This is a genomic window from Paraburkholderia sp. A1RI-2L, assembly GCF_048957375.1.
Classification (GTDB): Bacteria; Pseudomonadota; Gammaproteobacteria; order Burkholderiales; family Burkholderiaceae; genus Paraburkholderia.
Window position 1 is genome coordinate 2,929,753 of sequence record NZ_JARBTA010000001.1, and the last position, 19,650, is coordinate 2,949,402.

The following is a 19,650-nucleotide window of genomic DNA, read 5'->3' on the forward strand; positions in this document are numbered from 1 at the left end:
CAACCAGATTTCGTCTGCCCCCAGACGCTCTGCGCCAACGGTCTTTCGTGACGGATCGCAGTCTTTGTCTGAGTGCCTTTTTCCGAAAAACCAGTGAAGATTTTTTCACCACTGCCGACAGAGGTAAATCGATTCCCCTCGCAGTTAGCACCCAGAAACAAAAAAGCCGAAGCCCCCGTGCTTCGGCTTTTCAATTCCCCACGCAACTGCCAACCACGCGAGGAACAAGGGCCAGTTACAGCCCGAACGCCGGCAGGCGTCCATCCGGCCCGTACAGCATCGACGTGCCGTTGCCGGTTTCGCCCCGCAAAATCGCGAGCGCCCGGCGGTTATGTTCCATGCGGGTGCGAACCATCATGCCGATCGTCAGGTTCTGCCGGCGCGCGCGCTCGGTCGAACCCAAGAGCCGCGCCCACTGGCCCGCGAGCCGCGCGTCGCCGTCGCAGGCCATCTCGATGCCCTTGCGTCCGGCCGGCAGGCCGAGCCCGGCCAGTTGCGCGTCGCGCACCTTCTCGAGCCCCGCCATGCGCTGCGTGAGCGTCGTCTTCTGTTCGACGATCTGCGGCAGCGCATCGATGCCGTCCGCCGTCGTGAGCGCCTTCTCCTCGAAGGCGAGCAGCGAGGCGAACGCCTCAACCGCGGCGTGTTCGTCGATCAATGTGGCGAGAAGCGCGTCTTTCATCCGGGACCACCTGAAAATGCGGGTTGCGGGACGCCCTGGCGCCCGCGCCCTGCGATTTAGCCGCCCGAGGCCGGCTTGAGCAGGCCGCGCGCGGTTTCGATAATGCCGTCGGCGATCTTGCCGGCGTCGATTTGCAGCGTGCCGTTCTTGATGGCGTCCTTGATCGACTGGACCTGGCCCATGTCGATGTCGGCGGCGCCGCTCGCCGCGAGCGAGCGCAGCGAAGAGGACAGCGACGAAAGACTCACGTTGGCGTCTGCGCCAGTACCCGCTCCGATGGCGCTCGATGCCGCGCCGGCCGATGCCGTGCCGCCCGCGCCTGGCGCGCTCGCGGATTCGCCTTGCTGCGTGCGCGCCGGGCCATCCTGGAGCGAACGCGCGTCATTGCGGTTGGAGGTGTCGATTTTCACGATTGGGCTTCCTGATCCGTATGGCCTTGATAACGGCAACGCTGCGCGCGAACTTTAGCGCGAAAGTCCTGCCGTTACATGCTGTTACGTGTCCTTGCCCACATGGCCGCCGCACCGCCTTTTTTACCGGACCGGCAATCCTGCCCTAAATCTGCACCTGCACCGTGGCGGCATCTTTCACGACGCCGCTGATGATCTGCCCGCCGGCCGTGCGCACGCGCACCATCTGGCCGGGCGCGGCGTTGTTGAGCACGCTGCCTTCGGCGGAAATCGTGAAGTTCGATCCCACCGCGACCACCTTGACCGTCTGGCCGATCACCACCGACGAGGCGCTGCGCAGCATGTCGGTGCGCAGCGGCAAGCCTGCCGTGATGCGCGCGAGCGCGACCGCGCCGTTGGCCTGCGTGGGGTCGGTGATGATGGTCTGCGGCAGGCTTGCGAGGTCGCCTTCGCGCGGCATGAAGTCGGCGGCGGAGAGCGTCTGGCCGGCGTCGATCTGGCGGGCGGCCACGTAATAGGTGATGTCGACGGCCACGCGCCCCACCACATAGAGCGTCCACGGTTTCGCGCCGACGCAGCGCACGCCCACCGTCGTGCGGCCCCACATGCGCGCGCCCGGCGGCACGAACGGTTCGAGCGCGGCGCAAGCGGCGAGGCCGCGCGGAAACACCGGCCCGACGCTCACGCTCACCTTGCCCGGCAAGCCCGCGGCCTGCTGCTGGAGGAAGGCGACCACGGTGGCGCGAATGCGTTCGCCGTCCTCCTGGCCCGGCGGCAGTTGCGCGCTCTGCCCATAGGCCGCGGCGCTCGCGACTGCGGCGGGCGTGGTGGGCGAGGCGGGTGCGGAACGGGCGGCGGTTACAGCCGGCGCACGCGTGACCGGCACGGTGGAGAGTTTCGCGGCGGCAGCCGGCGCGGCCGTTTCGACGACGACCGGGGCGACCGCGCTAGACGGCCTGACGACATTCACGCGCTGCAATCCGCCCGTGCCTGCGTTGCCGCTCATGGCGGCAGCCGGATATGCAGCCGGATATGCAGACGCATTCCCAGATGCATTCGCCGCTGGCACGCGCATGGGTTGAACGGCGCGCGCGAGCGCGGGGCGCGGCGTGGCCGCGCCGGCAGTGTTAGGTGCGCCCGGCGCGGGAATCGTGACGATCTCGGGCGTGGCGGCTTCGCCCGCGCGGCCGCGCTCGCCGGGCCCGGGGATCGCGATCATGCCCGGCTGGTTTTGCGCTTGCGCGAAATCCTGCTGCGGATCTTGCTGCGCGCTTTGCGTGCGGCGAGCGAGCATGGCCGCGTTCTGGGCGTAAGCGTTAGCGCTCGCGCTGGCGTTTGCCGCAGCGCCCCTCGAACCCACGCCGCCGCCCTGCGCGAGCATCGCGCTCATCCGCGCGGCGTCCGAGCCCGCGCGGTCGCCGGGGCCCGCGATATAGATCTGCTGCCCAGCCGCTTCGGCTTCGCTTTGTGCGTGCGCGGCGCCGCTCACGGCCAGCGCCGCAAGCACGAGCGCAAGCGCACGCGAGATCGAACGGCGCTGCGCGCGGCGCGCCGCAGCCTCGCGGCGCGCGCCGCGCACACGAAGGGGGGCTTTGTGCGGCATCGTCGTTCTCCATTCATTGCATTGACACGCCTCGCATTCTAGGCGGCGGCCCTCGCGTGCTTGCGTCGAATAGAGGGGGCCTTTACCGGCTATTCGTCCGATTGGTTCTTGTCAGGCGCGCCTAACATTCGTCTCCATGCGTAAAGGCCTGCGGGCCTCGCCCAGTTGCCGGATGCGCGATGCATGCACCGGCGCAGCCCCTGAACTCGAGTCACGGAGAACGCCCGATGCTGGACAAACTCGATGCCGAATTCGCCTTTGGCCGCGAAGCGCTCGATGTGCGCGCAACGCGCCAGGCGTTGCTGTCCTCGAACATCGCGAATGCCGATACCCCTGGCTACCGGGCGCGCGACGTCGACTTCTCGGCCTCCCTCGCGGGCGCGCTCAGGCAAGCGGGTGCGGCCACGCCGGGCATCGCTGCTGCGGGCGTCGCTGGCGGCGCGAGCGGCAACTTCCGGCCGCTCGCCCTGGCGCAGCCGGCGGGCGTGACGAGCGGCATGTCGATGGCCGCGACCGAGGCGGGCCATATGGCCGGCAACACGAAGCTGATCCCGACCGGCGGCCAGGCGGACACCTACACGAGCCCGGTGATGTACCGCAACCCGATGCAGCCCGCGCTCGACGGCAATACGGTCGACCTCGACACCGAGCGCGTGCAGTTCGCCGACAACGCGCTGCATTTCGAATCGGGCATGACGGTGCTTTCGCAGCAGATCAAGACCATGCTCTCGGCGATCCAGTCGGGGTCGAACTGAACGAACCGAGTGAACTGAAGGACAACGAAACCATGCCATCCCTGATGAACATTTTCAGCGTTGCGGGCTCCGCCATGTCGGCGCAATCGCAGCGGCTGAACGTGACGGCGTCCAATCTCGCCAACGCCGACAGCACGACCGGCCCCGACGGCCAGCCCTACAAGGCCAAGCAGGTCGTGTTCGCGGTCGACCCGCTCGGCGGCGCGCGCACGGCTTCGGGCCAGCAGGTGGGCGGCGTGAAGGTGACCGGCGTGGTCGACGACCCCACGCCCATGAAGCAGAGCTACCAGCCCGACAACCCCGCGGCGGACGCCAACGGCTACGTCTCGATGCCGAACGTGGACCCGGTGCAGGAGATGGTGAACATGATTTCGGCGTCGCGCTCGTATCAGGCCAACATCGAGACGCTGAACACCGCGAAGACGCTGATGCTCAAGACCCTGACCATCGGCACCTGAGACAGCGGCGCCTGAACCAGCAGCCCCGCGCACTAAACGGCAACACCGCGCAACATCGAGCCAGCAACGTCAAGCGAGGAGAACGCGTTGACCTCCAGCAACACCACCATCGGCGGCAGCACCGCCACCGTGTCGCAGCAACTGCTCGACACCATGAATCCCACGGCGGCTGCGTCGGGCAAATCCTCGGCCAGCGGCACGGGCAGCACGAGCGGCACCGACTTGCAGAACACCTTTTTGCAGTTGCTCGTCACGCAGTTGCAGAACCAGGATCCGACCAATCCGATGGACAGCTCGCAGATGACCTCGCAGCTCGCGCAGATCAACACGGTCACGGGCATCCAGCAGCTCAACACGTCGCTCTCGTCGCTTTCGACGCAGCTCTCGGCGGGCCAGAACGCGCAGGCCGCGCTGCTGATCGGCTCGACCGTGCTCGCGCCCGGCAGCAGCATGACGGTGACGAGCGGCGCAGCGCCGCAACTGGGCGTGACGCTGCCCGCGGCCGCCTCGGACGTGAAGCTCACGATCACCAACTCGGCGGGCCAGGTCGTCAATACGCTCGATCTCGGCGCGCAGTCGGCGGGCACCATCCCCGTTACCTGGAACGGCACCGACACCGCAGGCAACGCAGTGGCCGACGGCGCCTACACGGTGAGCGCGAGCGCGATCGTCAACGGCCAGGCCGGCACGGCCACCGCGCTCGTCGCGAGCAAGGTGCAGGGCGTGATCCAGCAATCGGACGGTGGCGCGGGCCTCTCGCTCGCCAACGGCAAAACGGTCTCGCTCTCGGGCGTGGCCGGCATTCTCTGAACCAGACAAGATTTAAGCGGAGTCGACACTCATGGGCTACCAGCAAGGATTGAGCGGCCTCGCCGCAGCGTCGAACGACCTCGACGTCATCGGCAACAACATCGCCAACGCGAACACGGTGGGCTTCAAGCAGAGCACCGCGCAGTTCGCCGACGTCTACGCGAACACCGTCGCCACCGCGGTCAATACGCAGATCGGCCTGGGCGCGGCGCTCTCGCAAGTGCAGCAGAACTTCTCGCAAGGCACGATCACCACGACCGGCCAGGCGCTCGACGTCGCCATCAACGGCAACGGCTTCTACCAGATGTCGAATAACGGCACGGTCACGTACTCGCGCAACGGCGTGTTCCAGCTCAACAAGGACGGCTACATCACCGATGCCTCGGGTCTCCAGCTAATGGGCTATGGCGCGGGCACGAACGGCGTGGTGAACACGGCGCAGACGGTGCCGCTCCAGGTGCCGACGACCAATATCTCGCCGGTCATGACCACCAGCGTCACCGCGCAGCTGAACCTGAACGCGCAGTCCACCGCGCCTGCCGCGACGCCGTTCGACGCCACCAACTCGAACACCTACAACTATTCGACGTCGATCACGGCATACGACTCGCTGGGCGGCACGCAGCAGGTCAACATGTATTTCGTGAAGGGCGGCCTCGACGCGAGCGGCAACCAGCAGTGGAATGTCTACGCGGGCACGGCGGGCGCGGTCTCGTCGACGGCCGCGGGCACGATGACCTTCGACAATGCCGGCAAGCTTCTCTCCACGGCCGATTCGACGGGCACTGCCACCACGCTCGGCGACATTCCCATCACGATCAACCCGACCGACGGCTCGAAGACCAACCAGGCGATCACGCTGAACTTCTCGGGCACGACGCAGTACGGCAGCGCCAACGGCGTGAACAACCTCGGGCAGGACGGCTATGCGAGCGGCACGTTGTCGAACTTCACGATCGGCGCGGACGGCACCATCACCGGCAACTACTCGAACGGCCAGACCAAGACGCTCGGCCAGGTCGTGCTCGCCAACTTCAACAATCCGAACGGCCTGTTGAACCTCGGCGGCAACCAGTTCCAGCAAACGGCCGCCTCGGGCGTGCCGCAGGTCTCCACGCCCGGCAGCACCAACCACGGCACGCTCACCGGCGGCGCGGTGGAGTCGTCGAACGTCGACCTCACGAACCAGCTCGTCGACCTGATCACGGCGCAGCGCAACTACCAGGCGAACGCGCAGACCATCAAGACGCAGCAGACCGTCGACCAGACGCTGCTGCAGATGTAAGCCGCGCAGGCACCTCTAACGCACCGGGCACATCATGGACCGACTGATCTACACCGCGATGACGGGCGCCAGCCAGGCGCTCGAGCAGCAGGCCGTAGTTGCGAACAACCTCGCAAACGTTTCGACCACGGGCTTTCGCGCGCAGCTCGCGAATTTCCGCGCCGTGCCGATGTCGTTCGGCGACGGCTCGAGCGTGAACAACACGACCACGCGCACCTTCGTGCTGTCGTCCACGCCCGGCGCGGACATGACGCCCGGCGCGATCTCGCGCACCGGCAACCCGCTCGACATCGCCATCCAGGGCTCGGGCTTCATCTCCGTGCTGACGCCGGACGGCAACGAGGCCTACACGCGCGCGGGCAATCTGCACGTCGACGAGAACGGCCAGCTCGTGACCGCCGCGAATGACCAGGTGATCGGCGGCGGCGGCCCGATCGCGGTGCCGCCGGGCTCGGCGGTGACGATCGGCCAGGACGGCACGGTTTCGGCGATCGCGCCGGGCAGCCCAGCGAGCGCCATCGCCATGATCGACCAGATCAAGTTCGTGAACCCGCCCGCGGGCTCGCTCACGCGCGGCGACGACGGCCTCTTTCGCACCGCCGACGGCAACCCCGCCGACGCCGACCCGAGCGTGCAGATCGCCACGGAGTCGCTCGAAGGCAGCAACGTGAGCCCGGTGGCGGCGATGGTCTCGATGATCGACAACGCGCGCCAGTTCCAGATGCAGACCAAGCTGCTGCAAACCGCCGACCAGAACGAACAGAGCGCGAACCAGCTGCTCAACTTCAGCTAAGCCCCAGGCCTTTAAGCCTTCCCGGAGAAAGACACCGTGAACCGATCGCTCTACATCGCCGCCACTGGCATGAATGCGCAGCAGGCGCAAATGGACGTGATCTCCAACAACCTCGCGAACGTGAGCACCAATGGCTTCAAGGGCTCGCGCGCGGTGTTCGAGGACCTCATGTACCAGACGCTGCGCCAGCCCGGCGCGAACTCCACGCAGACCACCGAGCTGCCCTCGGGCAGCCAGGTGGGCACGGGCGTGCAGCAGGTCGCCACCGAGCGCCTCTACACCCAGGGCAACCTGCAGCAGACCGGCAACTCGAAGGACGTGGCCATCAACGGCGCGGGCTTTCTGCAGGTGCAGATGCCCGACGGCACCACGGCCTACACGCGCGATGGCTCGTTTCAGACCAACTCGCAGGGCCAGCTCGTGACGTCGAGCGGCTACCCGGTGCTGCCCACCATCACGGTGCCCGCCAACGCCACCTCGCTCACCATCGGCAGCGACGGCGTGGTGACCGTCACCACGCCCGGCTCGGCGAACAACACCACGGTCGGCTCGCTGCAACTGGCCATGTTCATCAACCCGGCCGGCTTGCAGAGCAACGGCCAGAACCTGCTCTCGGAAACCGCTTCGTCGGGCGCGCCCACGGTGACCACGCCGGGCCTCAACGGCTCGGGCACGCTCAACCAGGGCTACGTGGAAGCCTCGAACGTGAACGTAGTGCAAGAGCTCGTGAACATGATCGAGACGCAGCGCGCCTACGAGATCAACAGCAAGGCGGTCACGACCTCCGACCAGATGCTGCAGACGCTGAGCCAGATGCAGGTTTGAGCATGAGCCCGTCCGTACCCAACCTCGCTCGGCAGCACGCGGCGCACACGAATGCGCGAGCGGGGCTGCACACCACCGTGGCGGCCATCGCGCTCGCCACGCTGGCGGGCTGCGCCTATATCCCGAACCGGCAGCCGATCACCCAGCAGCCGATGACGGCCGTGCCGCCTTCGCCGCCGGTCAACAGCTCGCCGGGCTCGATCTACAACCCCGGCTACGTGGGGCGGCCGCTCTTCGAGGATCAGCGCCCGCGCAATATCGGCGACATTCTCACCATCGTCATTTCCGAAAACATCAACGCGACCAAGTCCTCGGGCGCCAACACCAAGCGCGGCGGCAGCACGAATCTGGCCGCGCCGGTCGCGGGCTTCGCGCCGGGCTTCTTCACGCGCATGAATCTCACGGCGTCGGGCGCGAACCAGTTCGACGCAACGGGCGGCGCCAACGCATCGAACACCTTCACGGGCGTGATCACCGTGACCGTGACGAACGTGCTGCCCAACGGCAACCTCGTGGTCTCCGGCGAGAAGCAGATGCTGATCAACCAGGGCAACGAATACGTGCGCTTCTCCGGCGTGGTGAACCCGAACACCGTGGCCGGCGACAACTCCGTGCTCTCGACCGATGTGGCCGACGCGAAGATCGAATACTCCGCGAAAGGCGTGATCGACGAAGCCGAGACCATGGGCTGGCTGCAACGCTTTTTCCTGAATATCGCGCCATGGTAAAGATCCGCTTCCGCCACACGCGCCGCTCGCGCGCGAAGGACCTGCTCACCGCACTGGGCTTCGTGGTCGGCCTCATCTTCGCGTGCGGCGCGCTGCTGGCTTACGCCGTGCCCGCGCATGCCGAGCGCGTGAAAGACCTCGTGTCGATCACCGGCGTGCGCGACAACCCGCTGATCGGCTATGGCCTCGTGGTGGGCCTCGACGGCACCGGCGACCAGACCACCCAGGCGCCGTTCACGACCCAGACGCTCGCGAACATGCTCGCGAACCTCGGAATCTCGATCAACAACACGTCGAGCGCGACGGGCTCCTCGCAGACGCTCAACAACATGCAGCTGAAGAACGTCGCGGCCGTGATCGTGACCGCCACGCTGCCGCCGTTCGCGCGGCCCGGCGAGCAGATCGACGTGACGGTGTCCTCGCTCGCCAACGCCAAGAGCATTCGCGGCGGCACGCTGCTGCTCACGCCGCTCAAGGGCGCCGACGGCCAGGTCTACGCCATCGCACAGGGCAACGTGGCGGTGGGCGGCGCGGGCGCGTCGGCCAACGGCAGCAAGGTGCAGGTGAACCAGCTCGCGGCGGGCCGCATCTCGGGCGGCGCGACCGTGGAGCGCGCGGTGCCGTCGCCGGTCGCGCAAGGCGGCGTCTTGCAGATGGAAGTCAACGACATGGACTACGACACGACGCAGCGCATCGTGGCGGCGGTCAACAACCTGTTCGGCCAGGGCACGGCGGCGGCCGTGGACGGCCGCACGATCCAGGTGCGCACCCCCCTCGATCCCTCCGGGCAGGTGAGCTTCATCGCGCAGATCCAGAATCTCGACGTGCGCCCGGCGCAGCCCGCGGCCAAGGTGATTCTCAACGCCCGCACCGGCTCGATCGTGATGAACCAGATGGTCACGCTCGACAGTTGCGCGGTGGCGCACGGCAATCTCTCGGTGGTCGTGAACACGCAGACGGCGGTGAGCCAGCCCGGCGCGTTCTCGAACGGCCAGACGGTGGCGGCACGCCAGTCGCAGATCCAGTTGAAGCAGGACAACGGATCGCTCAAGCTCGTGACGGCGGGCGCCAATCTCGCGGAAGTCGTGAAGGCGCTCAACGCGCTGGGCGCGACGCCCGCGGATCTCATGTCGATCCTGCAGGCGATGAAGGCGGCAGGCGCGCTGCGCGCCGATCTTCAGATCATCTAGGAGCGAACATGGACAACGCGAATCTCGGCACCAGCCTCGACCTCACCAACCGCTTCGCGCTGGACGTGCAGGGCTTCGACTCGATGCGCGCCGCCGCCAATGCCTCGCCGCAGCAGGGCGTGAAGATGGCCGCGAAGCAGTTCGACGCCGTGTTCACGCAGATGATGCTCAAAAGCATGCGCGACGCGACGCCCGACGACGGCCCGCTCGACTCGAAGGACGGCGCGCAGTTCGTCTCGATGATGGACCAGCAGCTCGCGCAGCAGATGTCGAACAAGGGCATCGGCGTGGCGAACGCCATGATCAAGCAGCTCATGCGCAGCATGGGCGGCGATGCAGGCGGCGCGGGTGGAGTCGGCGGCGGCGCGGGCGGCATTTCCGGCGCCATGTCGGGAATGTCGGGCGCGGGCGCGGGCGGCAGCGGCAACGAAGGCAACATGGCGATGCTCAACGCGCTGGGCCGCGCCTACGGCAACGCCGCCGCGAACGGCGCGCTCGGCCGCTCGCAGGGCTGGAACGCCAACAGCGCGCTCACGCCGCCGATGCACGGCAACGGCGACGAAAAGGTGGACGCCTTCGTGAACAAGCTCGCGAACGGCGCGCAGCAGGCGAGCGCGGCCACCGGCATCCCGGCGCGCTTCATCGTCGGCCAGGCGGCGCTGGAGTCGGGCTGGGGCAAGCGCGAGATCATGAAGGCCGACGGTTCGACGAGCTACAACGTGTTCGGCATCAAGGCCACCAAGGAATGGACCGGCAAGACCGTCTCGACCATGACGACCGAGTACGTGAACGGCGCGCCGCACCGCGTGGTGGAGAAGTTCCGCGCCTACGACTCCTATGACGACGCGATGGCCGATTACGCGAGCATGCTCAAGAACAATCCGCGCTACGCCTCGGTGATCAACAACTCGCACAGCGCGGAAAGCTTCGCGCACGGCATGCAGCGCGCGGGCTACGCGACCGACCCGCACTACGCAAAAAAGCTCATGTCGATCATGCAGCAGATGGTCTGATCGGGTGTTCGTGAGCTCAAACGCGGAATATTTGCACGGCGCCCCTAAATTTCCGGCCGCGGCTGCCGCTAATGCAGGCGAGATCCAAAAAAATCTGGGGCGGGGATAACCGCCAGGACGGCGCGCGGCGGTTCAGCCCACGGCGCGCCGGCATGTCCACGAAATTCCGCCAGGCCGATGAATACCGTTCAGTCGAATCAACAGGAAGCTCACGAAGGCGAAGTCCCCGACTATGGCCGGCGCAACCCGCTGGAAGTCGGCGTGCAGTTGCGCAACCTCGCCAATCGCGGCGACTTCCTGACCTTGCAATACGGCGCGGGCCAACTGGTCACGCGCATCCTCGAAGTGAACACGCGCGAGCGCAACTTCGTGTTCGACTGGGGCGCCCTCCCCGAGCAGAACCGCGACGTGCTCGCGAGCGCGCGCTGCCAGTTCCACGCCTCGCCCGACGGCGTGCGGGTGGAATTCGCCACCGCCACGCCGCGCGAGACCGAATTCGAAGGCCGCCCCGCCTTCGAGGCCGATTTCCCCGAGGTGCTCTATTACATTCAGCGCCGCGAGTACTTCCGCGTCGATACGCCGGTGCTGGAGCCCTGCCTGTGCCGGGGCGCAATGCCCGCCGACGGTGAGCGCTTCCAGTTCGAGGTGCACGACCTCTCGCTCGGCGGCATCGGCCTGCGCACGACCGACGAGCGCGCGGCGAACTTCGAAATGGGCCTGACGATCGCGAACGTCGAGCTCGACTTGCGCTCGCACGGCACGCTGCGCGTGGATCTCGCGCTCGCGGTGCTGCGCTTCATCGACTTGCCCAACGGCGACCGGCGCTATCACCTCGGCTTCCGATTCGTGGCGCTGCCGGGCGCGGCGGAGAACAGCCTCCAGCGCTACATCACGCAGCTCGAAATGAAGCGTCGCGCGTTCCAGCGCGCCTGAGCTTCGCGACGGGACTGCGGGCCGCAGGTGCTCATGCACATGCTCATGCAGGCGCTCAATTTTCGCGCCTCGCTGCCGTTATTACATGGGTTCATCCACGCGGCCCGAACGACCCATCACCCCATCGGCGGGGTGCCGGAAAGGCCGCCCCTGAGGATCAAGCATGTCCAACATCTTCTCGATCGGGCTTTCCGGGTTGCAGGCGGCCCAGGTCGGAATTGCCACCGCCGGCGAGAACATCAGCAATTCGTCGACCACCGGCTATAACGTGGAAACTGCGGTCTACCAGGAAGCGGCCGGCCAGTACACGGGCTCGGGCTACCTGGGCGGCGGCGTGACCACGGCCACGGTGCAGCGCGCCTATAGCCAGTACCTCACGAGCGCATTGAATGCCGCGCAATCCAGCAACAGCGCGCTCACCGCGTCGTACACGCTTGCCACGCAGCTCTCGAACCTCGTGGGCAGCCCGACTTCGGGCATCGCCACGTCGATCACGACGTTCTTCTCGGGACTGCAGAACGTTTCGAACTCGCCCGCGAGCACGGCCACGCGCCAGACCGCGCTGTCCGACGCGCAGTCGCTCGCCGACCAGATCAACGCCGCCGGCCAGCAATACGACGCGATGCGCCAGAGCGTGAACACGCAGTTGTCGAACGCGGTCACGCAGATCAACACCTACACGCAGCAAATCGCGCAGCTCAACACGCAGATCTCGATGGCGAGCAGCGCCGGCCAGCCGCCGAACCAGCTGCTCGACCAGCGCGACCTCGCGATGACGAACCTCTCGCAGCTCGTGGGCGTGCAGGTCGTGCAGAACAGCAGCGGCTATAGCGTGTTTCTCGGCAACGGCCAGCCGCTCGTGGTGAGCGGGCAGAACTACAACCTGGGCACGCAGTCCTCCAACTCGAACCCCGCGGAAATGACCGTGGCCTGGCAAGGACTGCCGGGCTCGACCACCCAGGCGCAGCCGCTTTCCAGCGCGGCATTGCAGGGCGGCACCGTGGGTGGCCTCGTCTCGTTCATGCAGAACACGCTGGATCCGGCGCAGGCGCAGCTGGGCGCGATCGCCACGAGCTTCGCCGCCCAGGTGAACCAGCAAAATGCGCTCGGCCTCACGCTCGGCGGCGCTCCGGGCGGCGCGCTGTTTACCGTGGGCGGGCCGGTCGTCACGGCCAATCTCGGCAACAACCCCAGCAGCACCGGCGCGGTCTCGGCCACGCTCACCAACGCCGCGAACCCGCCCACCGACAACTACACGCTCTCGTATTCGAGCGCGGCGGGCGGCACCTGGACGCTCACCGACACGACCACCAACACGGTGCTCGGCTCGACCACCACCCAGCCGAGCCAGAGCAAGCCGTTCGCGCCCGCCGGCAGCGGCCTGTCGATCACGTCGACGGGCACCATGAACGACGGCGACGCGTTCTCGATCCAGCCGACCGCGGGCGCGCTCGACAGCTTCGCCGTCGCGACGAGCGACCCATCGCTGATCGCGGCGGCCTCGCCGGTGCTGGTCGCGGCGGGCGGCACCAACACGGGCACGGCCAGCGTCACGCAGGGCACGGTCAGCGCGGGGTATGCGGTGGCTTCGCCGGGCCTGCAACTGAGCTATGCGGCCTCGGGCTCGGGCACCGGCACGCTCTCGGGATTTCCGGTGGGCTCGACGGTCTCCGTCACCGTGCCGGGCTCGAGCACGCCCACGCCGTACACGATCACGAGCAGCACCACGACGATCCCCTACGACTCGAGCACGGGCGCGACCATCGCCATCAGCGGCGACGCCAGCGGCACGGCCAACAACGTCAGCTTCACGATGACGGGCGCGCCCGCGGACGGCGACACCTTCACCGTCGCGCCGAACACGAGCGGCGCGCAGGACGGCCGCAACGCGCTCGCGCTCGCGAACCTCACCTCGGGCACAGTGTTCGCCGGTTCGCAGACGCTCACCAACGCGTACTCGAACTACGTGAACACGATCGGCAACACGGCGAGCCAGTTGAAGGCGTCGAGCACCTCGCAGCAATCGCTCGTCACGCAGCTCACCTCGCAGCAGCAGTCCGTGCAGGGCGTGAACCTCGACGAAGAGGCCGCCAAACTGCTGCAGTTTCAGCAGCTCTACCAGGCCAACAGCAAGGTGATACAGACGGCGGCGTCGCTGTTCCAGACCCTGCTCGGCATCTTCCAGTGAGGCGCTGACCCATGCGTATCGCGACTTCCCAGTTTTATTCGTCCAGCGTGGCGACGATGGAGAACCAGCAATCGCAGCTGCTCCAGACGCAACAGCAGATCTCGACTGGCGTATCGCTCTCGACGCCGGCCGACAACCCGCTCGGCGCGGCCCAGGCCGTGCAGCTCTCGGCCACCAGCGCGACGCTCACGCAGTACGCGTCGAACCAGAACATGGCGCTGTCCTCGCTGCAGCTCGAGGACTCGACGCTCGGCAGCGTGACGACCACGCTGCAGGCCATCGGCCAGCAGGTTCAGTCGGCGATCAACGGCTCGCTCAACGACGCCGACCGCCAGGCGCTCGCCAAGCAATTGCAGGGCGAACGCAGCCAGCTGCTCACGCTCGCCAACACCACCGATGGTCAGGGTAACTATCTGTTCTCGGGGTTCAAGAGCACGTCGCAGGTGTTCACCAACGCCACGGGCGGCGGCGTGACGTATAACGGCGACTTCGGCCAGCGCCTGGTCCAGGTGGGCGGCTCGCGCCAGATCTCGGTGAGCGACACGGGCGCGGCGGTGTTCCTGAGCGTCTCGGCAGCGGGCTCGCAGGCCGTGGCCGGGGGCAGCATGCAGAACACGGGCACCGGAACCATCAGCGGCGTCACGGTGACCGATCCGACCCAGGCCACCAATGGCCATCCGCTGTCGATCCAGTTCGGCACCGACGCCACCTCCGGCGCGCTCACGTATTCGGTGATGGACAACTCGACCAATCCGCCGGCGACGCTCGCGCTGAATCAGCCCTACACGGATGGCGCGCCGATCGACCTCGGCGCCGCCGGCAAGATCGGCATGAACGTGACGATCTCGGGCACGCCCGTGGCCGGCGATACGTTCTCGGTCACGCCGGCCACGGCGCCGCAGAACAGCAGCGTGTTCAGCACCATCGACAGCGTGATCGCCGCGCTGCAAACGCCGGTGAACGGCAGCCCGGCGGCGGGCGCCAATCTCACGAATGCGCTGCAAAGCGGCTTCACCGCGATCGGCAATTCGATCTCGAACGTGGTCACGATCCAGGCGTCGGTGGGCGGCAGAGAGCAGGAAGTGAAGGCGCTGCAAACGGTGACGTCGACGAATGCGTTGCAGGTGACGTCCAATCTCAGCGATCTCACGAGCACCGACATGACCGCAGCGATTGCTCAGTACACACAACTTTCCAATGCGCTGACAGCTTCTCAGAAGAGTTTTGCTGCGACTCAGAATCTTTCGCTATTCCAGTACATCAATCCCTGACGGGCATTGCCAGGAGCGGTTTCCTGAATCAAAAAGCGGAGGTGCGCGTTCGGCGCACCTCCGCTTTTTTTATCTCTGAGCCCGGGTTCTTTTAAGAGTCATCTTACGTATCGCTTTCCTTCGACCCAATAGAATCCTCGCTCTGCTTACGTTTACTTACATTTTTCAGATGCGCTTACGTAAGCAGTCCGAAGAGCCCCCGGCATGGGAATAGACCATAGCGCCCCGTCCGGGTAATGAAAAGAACTCGTTACAAGGTCAGGAAATGAGCTACAACAAGTCCATTCGCCACCGACGCTCCCGAACGCCCCATCAGCCCGCCTTCCGGCTCGCGATCATGCCTGCCATGCTGACTGCGGCTCTCGGCTATGCGAACGGCGCCAGCGCGGTCGAAGGCGGGGTCGTCGCGGCGGGTAGCGGCACCATCGCCACACAGGGCGCCAAAACGACGATCAACCAGGCCACCGACAGGATGGTCGTCAACTGGAACAACTTCGACATCGCCCGTGACCAGAGCGTGGCGTTCAACCAGCCCAGCGCGACCTCGGCGGTGCTCAACCGCGTGACGACAGCGGCGGCGCCCACCCAGATCGACGGTGCGCTGACGGCGAACGGCCGGGTGTTCGTGGTCAACCCCTCGGGCGTGATGTTCGGCAAGACGTCGCAGGTGAACGTGGGCAGTCTGGTGGCGTCGACGCTCAACGTCGACAGCCAGAAGTTCATGGACGGCGGCGAACCCGTCATCGGCATCATGAACCTGTCCGCGAACGGCGGCCAGGGCGTCGTCTCGAACGACGGTCAGATCAACGCGCGCGAAGCCGTCGTGCTGCTCGGCGCGCAGGCGACCAACCAGGGCACGATTCGCGCGAAAGACGTCACGCTCGGCGCCGCCGACGGCGTGGCCATGCAGATGAACGGCTCGGGCTTCAAGGTCATGCTCGGGCGCGAAGCGCAGAACGCGCTCGCCGCCAATAGCGGCGTGATCACGGCGAACGGCGGCAACGTCCAGCTCAATGCCGCGGCAACGGGCGCGATGCTCGCCACGGTGGTGCGCAACTCGGGCACGCTGGAAGCCACGCGCGCCACCACGGGCGAGGGCGGCTCGATCATTCTCGGTTCGCAGCTCGACGGCAGCGTCAGCGCGGGCGGCCGCATCAACGCGGCAACCGACATTACGATCGGCTCGGCGCCGGTGAGCTACCCGCCGTACCTTTCGCCGTTTAACGCCGACACCGCGCCGAGCGGCGGCGAGTACGGCAGCGCCGGCCATAACGTGACCGTCGAGAAAGGTGCGTATCTGACCACCTCGCAAGGCGCGGTCAAGATCGGGACCGGCGGCGGCGATGTCGTGTCGAGCGGCCGCATCAGCAGCGCCGGCGATGTCCAGATCGGCGCGGGCGGCACGGGGGCCGTGGCCATCAACGAAGCGATCAACGGGCGCAGCGTGGCCGTGCAGGGCGGCACGGGCGTCGACGTCAATTCGTGGATGACCGCCTCGACCGGCGACCTGTCCATCAAGGCCGATGGTTCGGGCGCAGGCAACCTGAACCAGAACGCGGATGTGAAGGCGTTCAAGGGTGCGGTCAACCTCGCCGGCACCAACGTGACGCAGAAGACGGGCTATGTCACCTATGCCGGCAACGGCGTGAATATCGGTGCAAGCGGCGCGCTCCAGACGGCACGGATCGACACCGCGGGCGGCGTGCAGATCGGCGCGGCGGGTCCGGTCAAGGTCACCGACGGCATCAACGGCGGCAGCGTGGCCATGCAGGGCACCGGCGTCGACGTCAACTCGTGGATTACCGCTACTGCCGCGAAGGGCGACGTCTCCATCAAGGCCGACGCTCTCGGCAACGGCGATCTGAAGCAGAACGCCGACGTGAGGTCGAACCAGGGTTCGGTCAACCTCGCGGGCACCAATGTCCTGCAGAAGAAGGGCATCGGCACCTACGCAAGCGACGGCGTGAAGATCGGCGCAAGCGGTGCGCTTCAGGCCGCCCGCGTGAGCGCCAACGGCGACGTGCAGATCGGCGCGGCAGGCCCCATCGCGGTCAACGACGCCATCAACGGGCGCAGCGTGGCCATGCAGGGCACGGGCGTCGACCTCAACTCGTGGATCAACGCCTCGACCGGCGACGTGTCGATCAAGGCCGACGCCCTCGGCCAGGGCGACCTGAACCAGAACGGGGAAGTGAAGGCGTTCAAGGGCGCGGTCAACCTCGCGGGCACCAACGTCACGCAGAAGGGCTATGTCACCTATGCGGGCAACGGCGTGAATATCGGCGCAACCGGCGCGCTCCAGACCGCGCGGATCGACACTGCGGGCGACGTGAAGCTCGGCGCGGCGGGTCCGATCAAGGTCACCGACGGAATCAACGGCCGCAGCGTGTCGATGCAGGGCACGGGCGTCGATCTCAATTCGTGGGTTCTTGCCTCGACGGGCGATGTGTCCATCAAGGCCGACGGCGTGTTGGGCCAGAGCGGCCAGGGCGACCTGAACCAGAACGCGGACGTGAAAGCGTTCCAGGGCGCGGTCAATCTCACGGGCACCAACGTCACGCAGAAGCTGGGCTCCGTCACCTATGCTGGCGGCAACGGCGTGAGCACGGCCACCAGCGGCGTGAATATCGGCGCGACCAACGCGCTGCAGGTGGCGCGCGTGGACTCCGTGGGCGACGTGCAACTCGGCGCGGCAGGTCCGGTCAAGGTCGTCGACGGCGTCAATGGCAGCAGCGTCTCGATGCAGGGTACCGGCGTCGACGTCAATTCGTGGATTACCGCCACGAAGGGCGACGTTTCCATCAAGTCCGATGGCCTGGGCAAGGGCGACCTGAACCAGAACGCCAACGTGACGGCGAACCAGGGCTCGGTCAACCTCACGGGCACGAACATCGTGCAGAAGCGGGGCATCGGCACCTTTGCCGGCAATGGCGTGAAGATTGGCGCGACCGGCGCGCTTCAGGCCGCCCGCGTGAGCGCCAACGGCGACGTGCAGTTCGGCGCGGCGCGCGCCATCGCGGTCAACGACGCCATCAATGGGCGCAGCGTGGCCATGCAGGGCACGGGCGTCGACGTCAACTCATGGATCAACGCCTCGACCGGCGACGTATCGATCAAGGCCAATGGCCTGGGCCAGGGCGACCTGAACCAGAACGCGGACGTGAAAGCGTTCCAGGGCTCGGTCAACCTCACGGGCACCAACATCACGCAGAAGCTGGGCTCCGTCACCTATGCTGGCGGCAACGGCGTGAGCACGGCCACCAGCGGCGTGAATATCGGCGCGACCAACGCGCTGCAGGTGGCGCGCGTGGACTCCGTGGGCGACGTGAAGCTCGGCGCGGCAGGTCCGGTCAAGGTCGTCGACGGCGTCAATGGCAGCAGCGTCTCGATGCAGGGTACCGGCGTCGACGTCAATTCGTGGATTACCGCCACGAAGGGCGACGTTTCCATCAAGTCCGATGGCCTGGGCAAGGGCGACCTGAACCAGAACGCCAACGTGACGGCGAACCAGGGCTCGGTCAACCTCACGGGCACCAACATCACGCAGAAGAAGGGTGTCACCACCTATGCCGGCAACGGCGTGAATATCGGCGCGACCGGCACGCTCCAGGCGGCACGCACGATTGCCAACGGCGACATCAAGATGGGCACGCTCGGCGACGGCGACCTGGCGGTCACCGGCGAAGTCAACGGCGCCAGCGTGGCCATGCAGGGCACGGGTGTCGAGATCACCGCGCCGATCACCGCCACCAAGGGCGACGTGTCGATCCAGGCGTTCAACACGAAGCTCGGCGATCTGACGCAGTTCTCGAACATCACGGCGAACAAGGGTTCGGTGAACCTCATCGGCGGCAACGTCATTCAGACCTCGGGCGTCAATACCGTTGCGGGTCAGGACGTGAACATCGCCGCGGCCGGCGAGCTCCGGGCACAACGGGTGAGCGCGGGCGGCAACGTCCTGCTCGCCGCGGTCGGCGAGGGCGCCCTGACGACGAACTCGGAAGTCCGGGGCGGCAGCGTGACCATGACGGGCTCGGGCGTCAACATCAATGGCAATGTGACCGCCACGACGGGCGACGTGCAGGTCCAGGCCGATGGCGCGCTTCCCGGCAACCTGAAGCAGTACGCGAACGTGACGGCCAACAAGGGCTCCGTCTACCTCACGGGCTCCAACGTCGTGCAGGACTACGGCGTGAGCACGACGGCGGGTCAGGACGTGAAGATCGGCACCAGCGGAACGCTCCAGGCAGGGCTGCTGAGCGGCAAGACCGTCTCGGTCGAGGGTGACAGCGTCTTCCTGCTGCGCGACGTGAATGCCGACGGCGATATCGTTGCTCACGCAACGAATCGCGTTTGCACGCCAGCCGACGCGGGATGCAAGACCGGCACGAAGGGCGTGTTCCAGCTGGGCAACATCACCAGCCGCAACGGTGGCGTCTTGCTGGCCGTCGATCCGGGCGTCTCGATCGATCCGGCGACCGGCATCCCGACGATCGCCTATACCGGCATGATCGGCCAGTACCCGACGACGCAGACTCGCGCGGCCACCGACATCGCGCTGCGCGGGGTTGCTGTCATCGCGGGCAACAACACGGCGGGCAAGTCGATCACGGTGGAAGCCGCGGCCCCGACGTATCTGGGCACGCTGTCGGCGCCGACGATCAACCTGCCCACGCCGATCACCATTAGCGGCCAGTAACGGGCAG

General features: G+C 66.8%; 16 protein-coding genes. 13 read left to right on the forward strand and 3 right to left on the reverse strand.

The window, feature by feature from the left end:
* Positions 1-235 precede the first annotated feature (235 nt).
* The 3 genes from PWP93_RS13390 to flgA form a co-directional block, all read right to left on the reverse strand.
* Entirely contained in the window at positions 236-682 is a 447-nt protein-coding gene (locus tag PWP93_RS13390; RefSeq protein WP_421025024.1) for a flagella synthesis protein FlgN, read from the reverse strand.
* Between the two features lie 56 nt (positions 683-738).
* Entirely contained in the window at positions 739-1,092 is a 354-nt protein-coding gene (flgM, locus tag PWP93_RS13395) for a flagellar biosynthesis anti-sigma factor FlgM (protein ID WP_421044807.1), read from the reverse strand.
* Between the two features lie 145 nt (positions 1,093-1,237).
* Positions 1,238-2,695 carry a flagellar basal body P-ring formation chaperone FlgA gene (gene flgA, locus PWP93_RS13400; RefSeq protein ID WP_421044808.1) on the reverse strand — a complete coding sequence of 486 codons (1,458 nt, stop codon included), beginning with the start codon at positions 2,693-2,695 and terminating at the stop codon, positions 1,238-1,240.
* A gap of 227 nt (positions 2,696-2,922) precedes the next feature.
* Between flgA and PWP93_RS13405 the strand changes: the two genes are divergently transcribed.
* From PWP93_RS13405 to PWP93_RS13465, 13 genes are all read left to right on the forward strand, one after another.
* Positions 2,923-3,450, forward strand: coding sequence for a flagellar basal body protein (locus tag PWP93_RS13405; protein ID WP_421044809.1), 528 nt, complete (start codon positions 2,923-2,925; stop codon positions 3,448-3,450).
* A gap of 32 nt (positions 3,451-3,482) precedes the next feature.
* Positions 3,483-3,908, forward strand: a complete 426-nt coding sequence (gene flgC / locus PWP93_RS13410) for a flagellar basal body rod protein FlgC (protein WP_421025020.1) — start codon at positions 3,483-3,485, stop codon at positions 3,906-3,908.
* A gap of 153 nt (positions 3,909-4,061) precedes the next feature.
* Complete coding sequence (locus PWP93_RS13415) at positions 4,062-4,718, forward strand: flagellar hook assembly protein FlgD (RefSeq protein WP_421025288.1); 657 nt, start codon at positions 4,062-4,064, stop codon at positions 4,716-4,718.
* A 31-nt stretch (positions 4,719-4,749) separates the two neighbouring features.
* Positions 4,750-6,003 carry a flagellar hook protein FlgE gene (gene flgE, locus PWP93_RS13420; protein WP_421025019.1) on the forward strand — a complete coding sequence of 418 codons (1,254 nt, stop codon included), beginning with the start codon at positions 4,750-4,752 and terminating at the stop codon, positions 6,001-6,003.
* Positions 6,004-6,037: 34 nt separating this feature from the next.
* Positions 6,038-6,796 carry a flagellar basal-body rod protein FlgF gene (gene flgF / locus PWP93_RS13425; protein ID WP_421044810.1) on the forward strand — a complete coding sequence of 253 codons (759 nt, stop codon included), beginning with the start codon at positions 6,038-6,040 and terminating at the stop codon, positions 6,794-6,796.
* Positions 6,797-6,832: 36 nt separating this feature from the next.
* Positions 6,833-7,621, forward strand: a complete 789-nt coding sequence (flgG, locus tag PWP93_RS13430) for a flagellar basal-body rod protein FlgG (RefSeq protein WP_035532159.1) — start codon at positions 6,833-6,835, stop codon at positions 7,619-7,621.
* Between the two features lie 2 nt (positions 7,622-7,623).
* Positions 7,624-8,349 (forward strand): flagellar basal body L-ring protein FlgH, encoded by a 726-nt coding sequence (locus tag PWP93_RS13435; protein WP_421044811.1) that lies wholly within the window; start codon positions 7,624-7,626, stop codon positions 8,347-8,349.
* Entirely contained in the window at positions 8,343-9,539 is a 1,197-nt protein-coding gene (locus PWP93_RS13440; RefSeq protein ID WP_421044812.1) for a flagellar basal body P-ring protein FlgI, read from the forward strand. The genes PWP93_RS13435 and PWP93_RS13440 overlap by 7 nt, the downstream gene beginning before the upstream one ends.
* An 8-nt stretch (positions 9,540-9,547) precedes the next feature.
* Positions 9,548-10,552 (forward strand): flagellar assembly peptidoglycan hydrolase FlgJ, encoded by a 1,005-nt coding sequence (gene flgJ / locus PWP93_RS13445; protein WP_421044813.1) that lies wholly within the window; start codon positions 9,548-9,550, stop codon positions 10,550-10,552.
* 177 nt (positions 10,553-10,729) lie between these two features.
* Positions 10,730-11,485, forward strand: a complete 756-nt coding sequence (locus PWP93_RS13450) for a flagellar brake protein (RefSeq protein WP_421025013.1) — start codon at positions 10,730-10,732, stop codon at positions 11,483-11,485.
* A gap of 163 nt (positions 11,486-11,648) precedes the next feature.
* Entirely contained in the window at positions 11,649-13,673 is a 2,025-nt protein-coding gene (flgK, locus tag PWP93_RS13455; RefSeq protein ID WP_421025012.1) for a flagellar hook-associated protein FlgK, read from the forward strand.
* A gap of 11 nt (positions 13,674-13,684) precedes the next feature.
* Positions 13,685-14,944, forward strand: coding sequence for a flagellar hook-associated protein FlgL (gene flgL / locus PWP93_RS13460; RefSeq protein WP_421025011.1), 1,260 nt, complete (start codon positions 13,685-13,687; stop codon positions 14,942-14,944).
* A gap of 265 nt (positions 14,945-15,209) precedes the next feature.
* On the forward strand, positions 15,210-19,643 hold the full coding sequence (locus PWP93_RS13465; RefSeq protein WP_421044814.1) for a beta strand repeat-containing protein: 4,434 nt from the start codon (positions 15,210-15,212) through the stop codon (positions 19,641-19,643).
* The last annotated feature ends 7 nt before the right edge of the window (positions 19,644-19,650 follow it).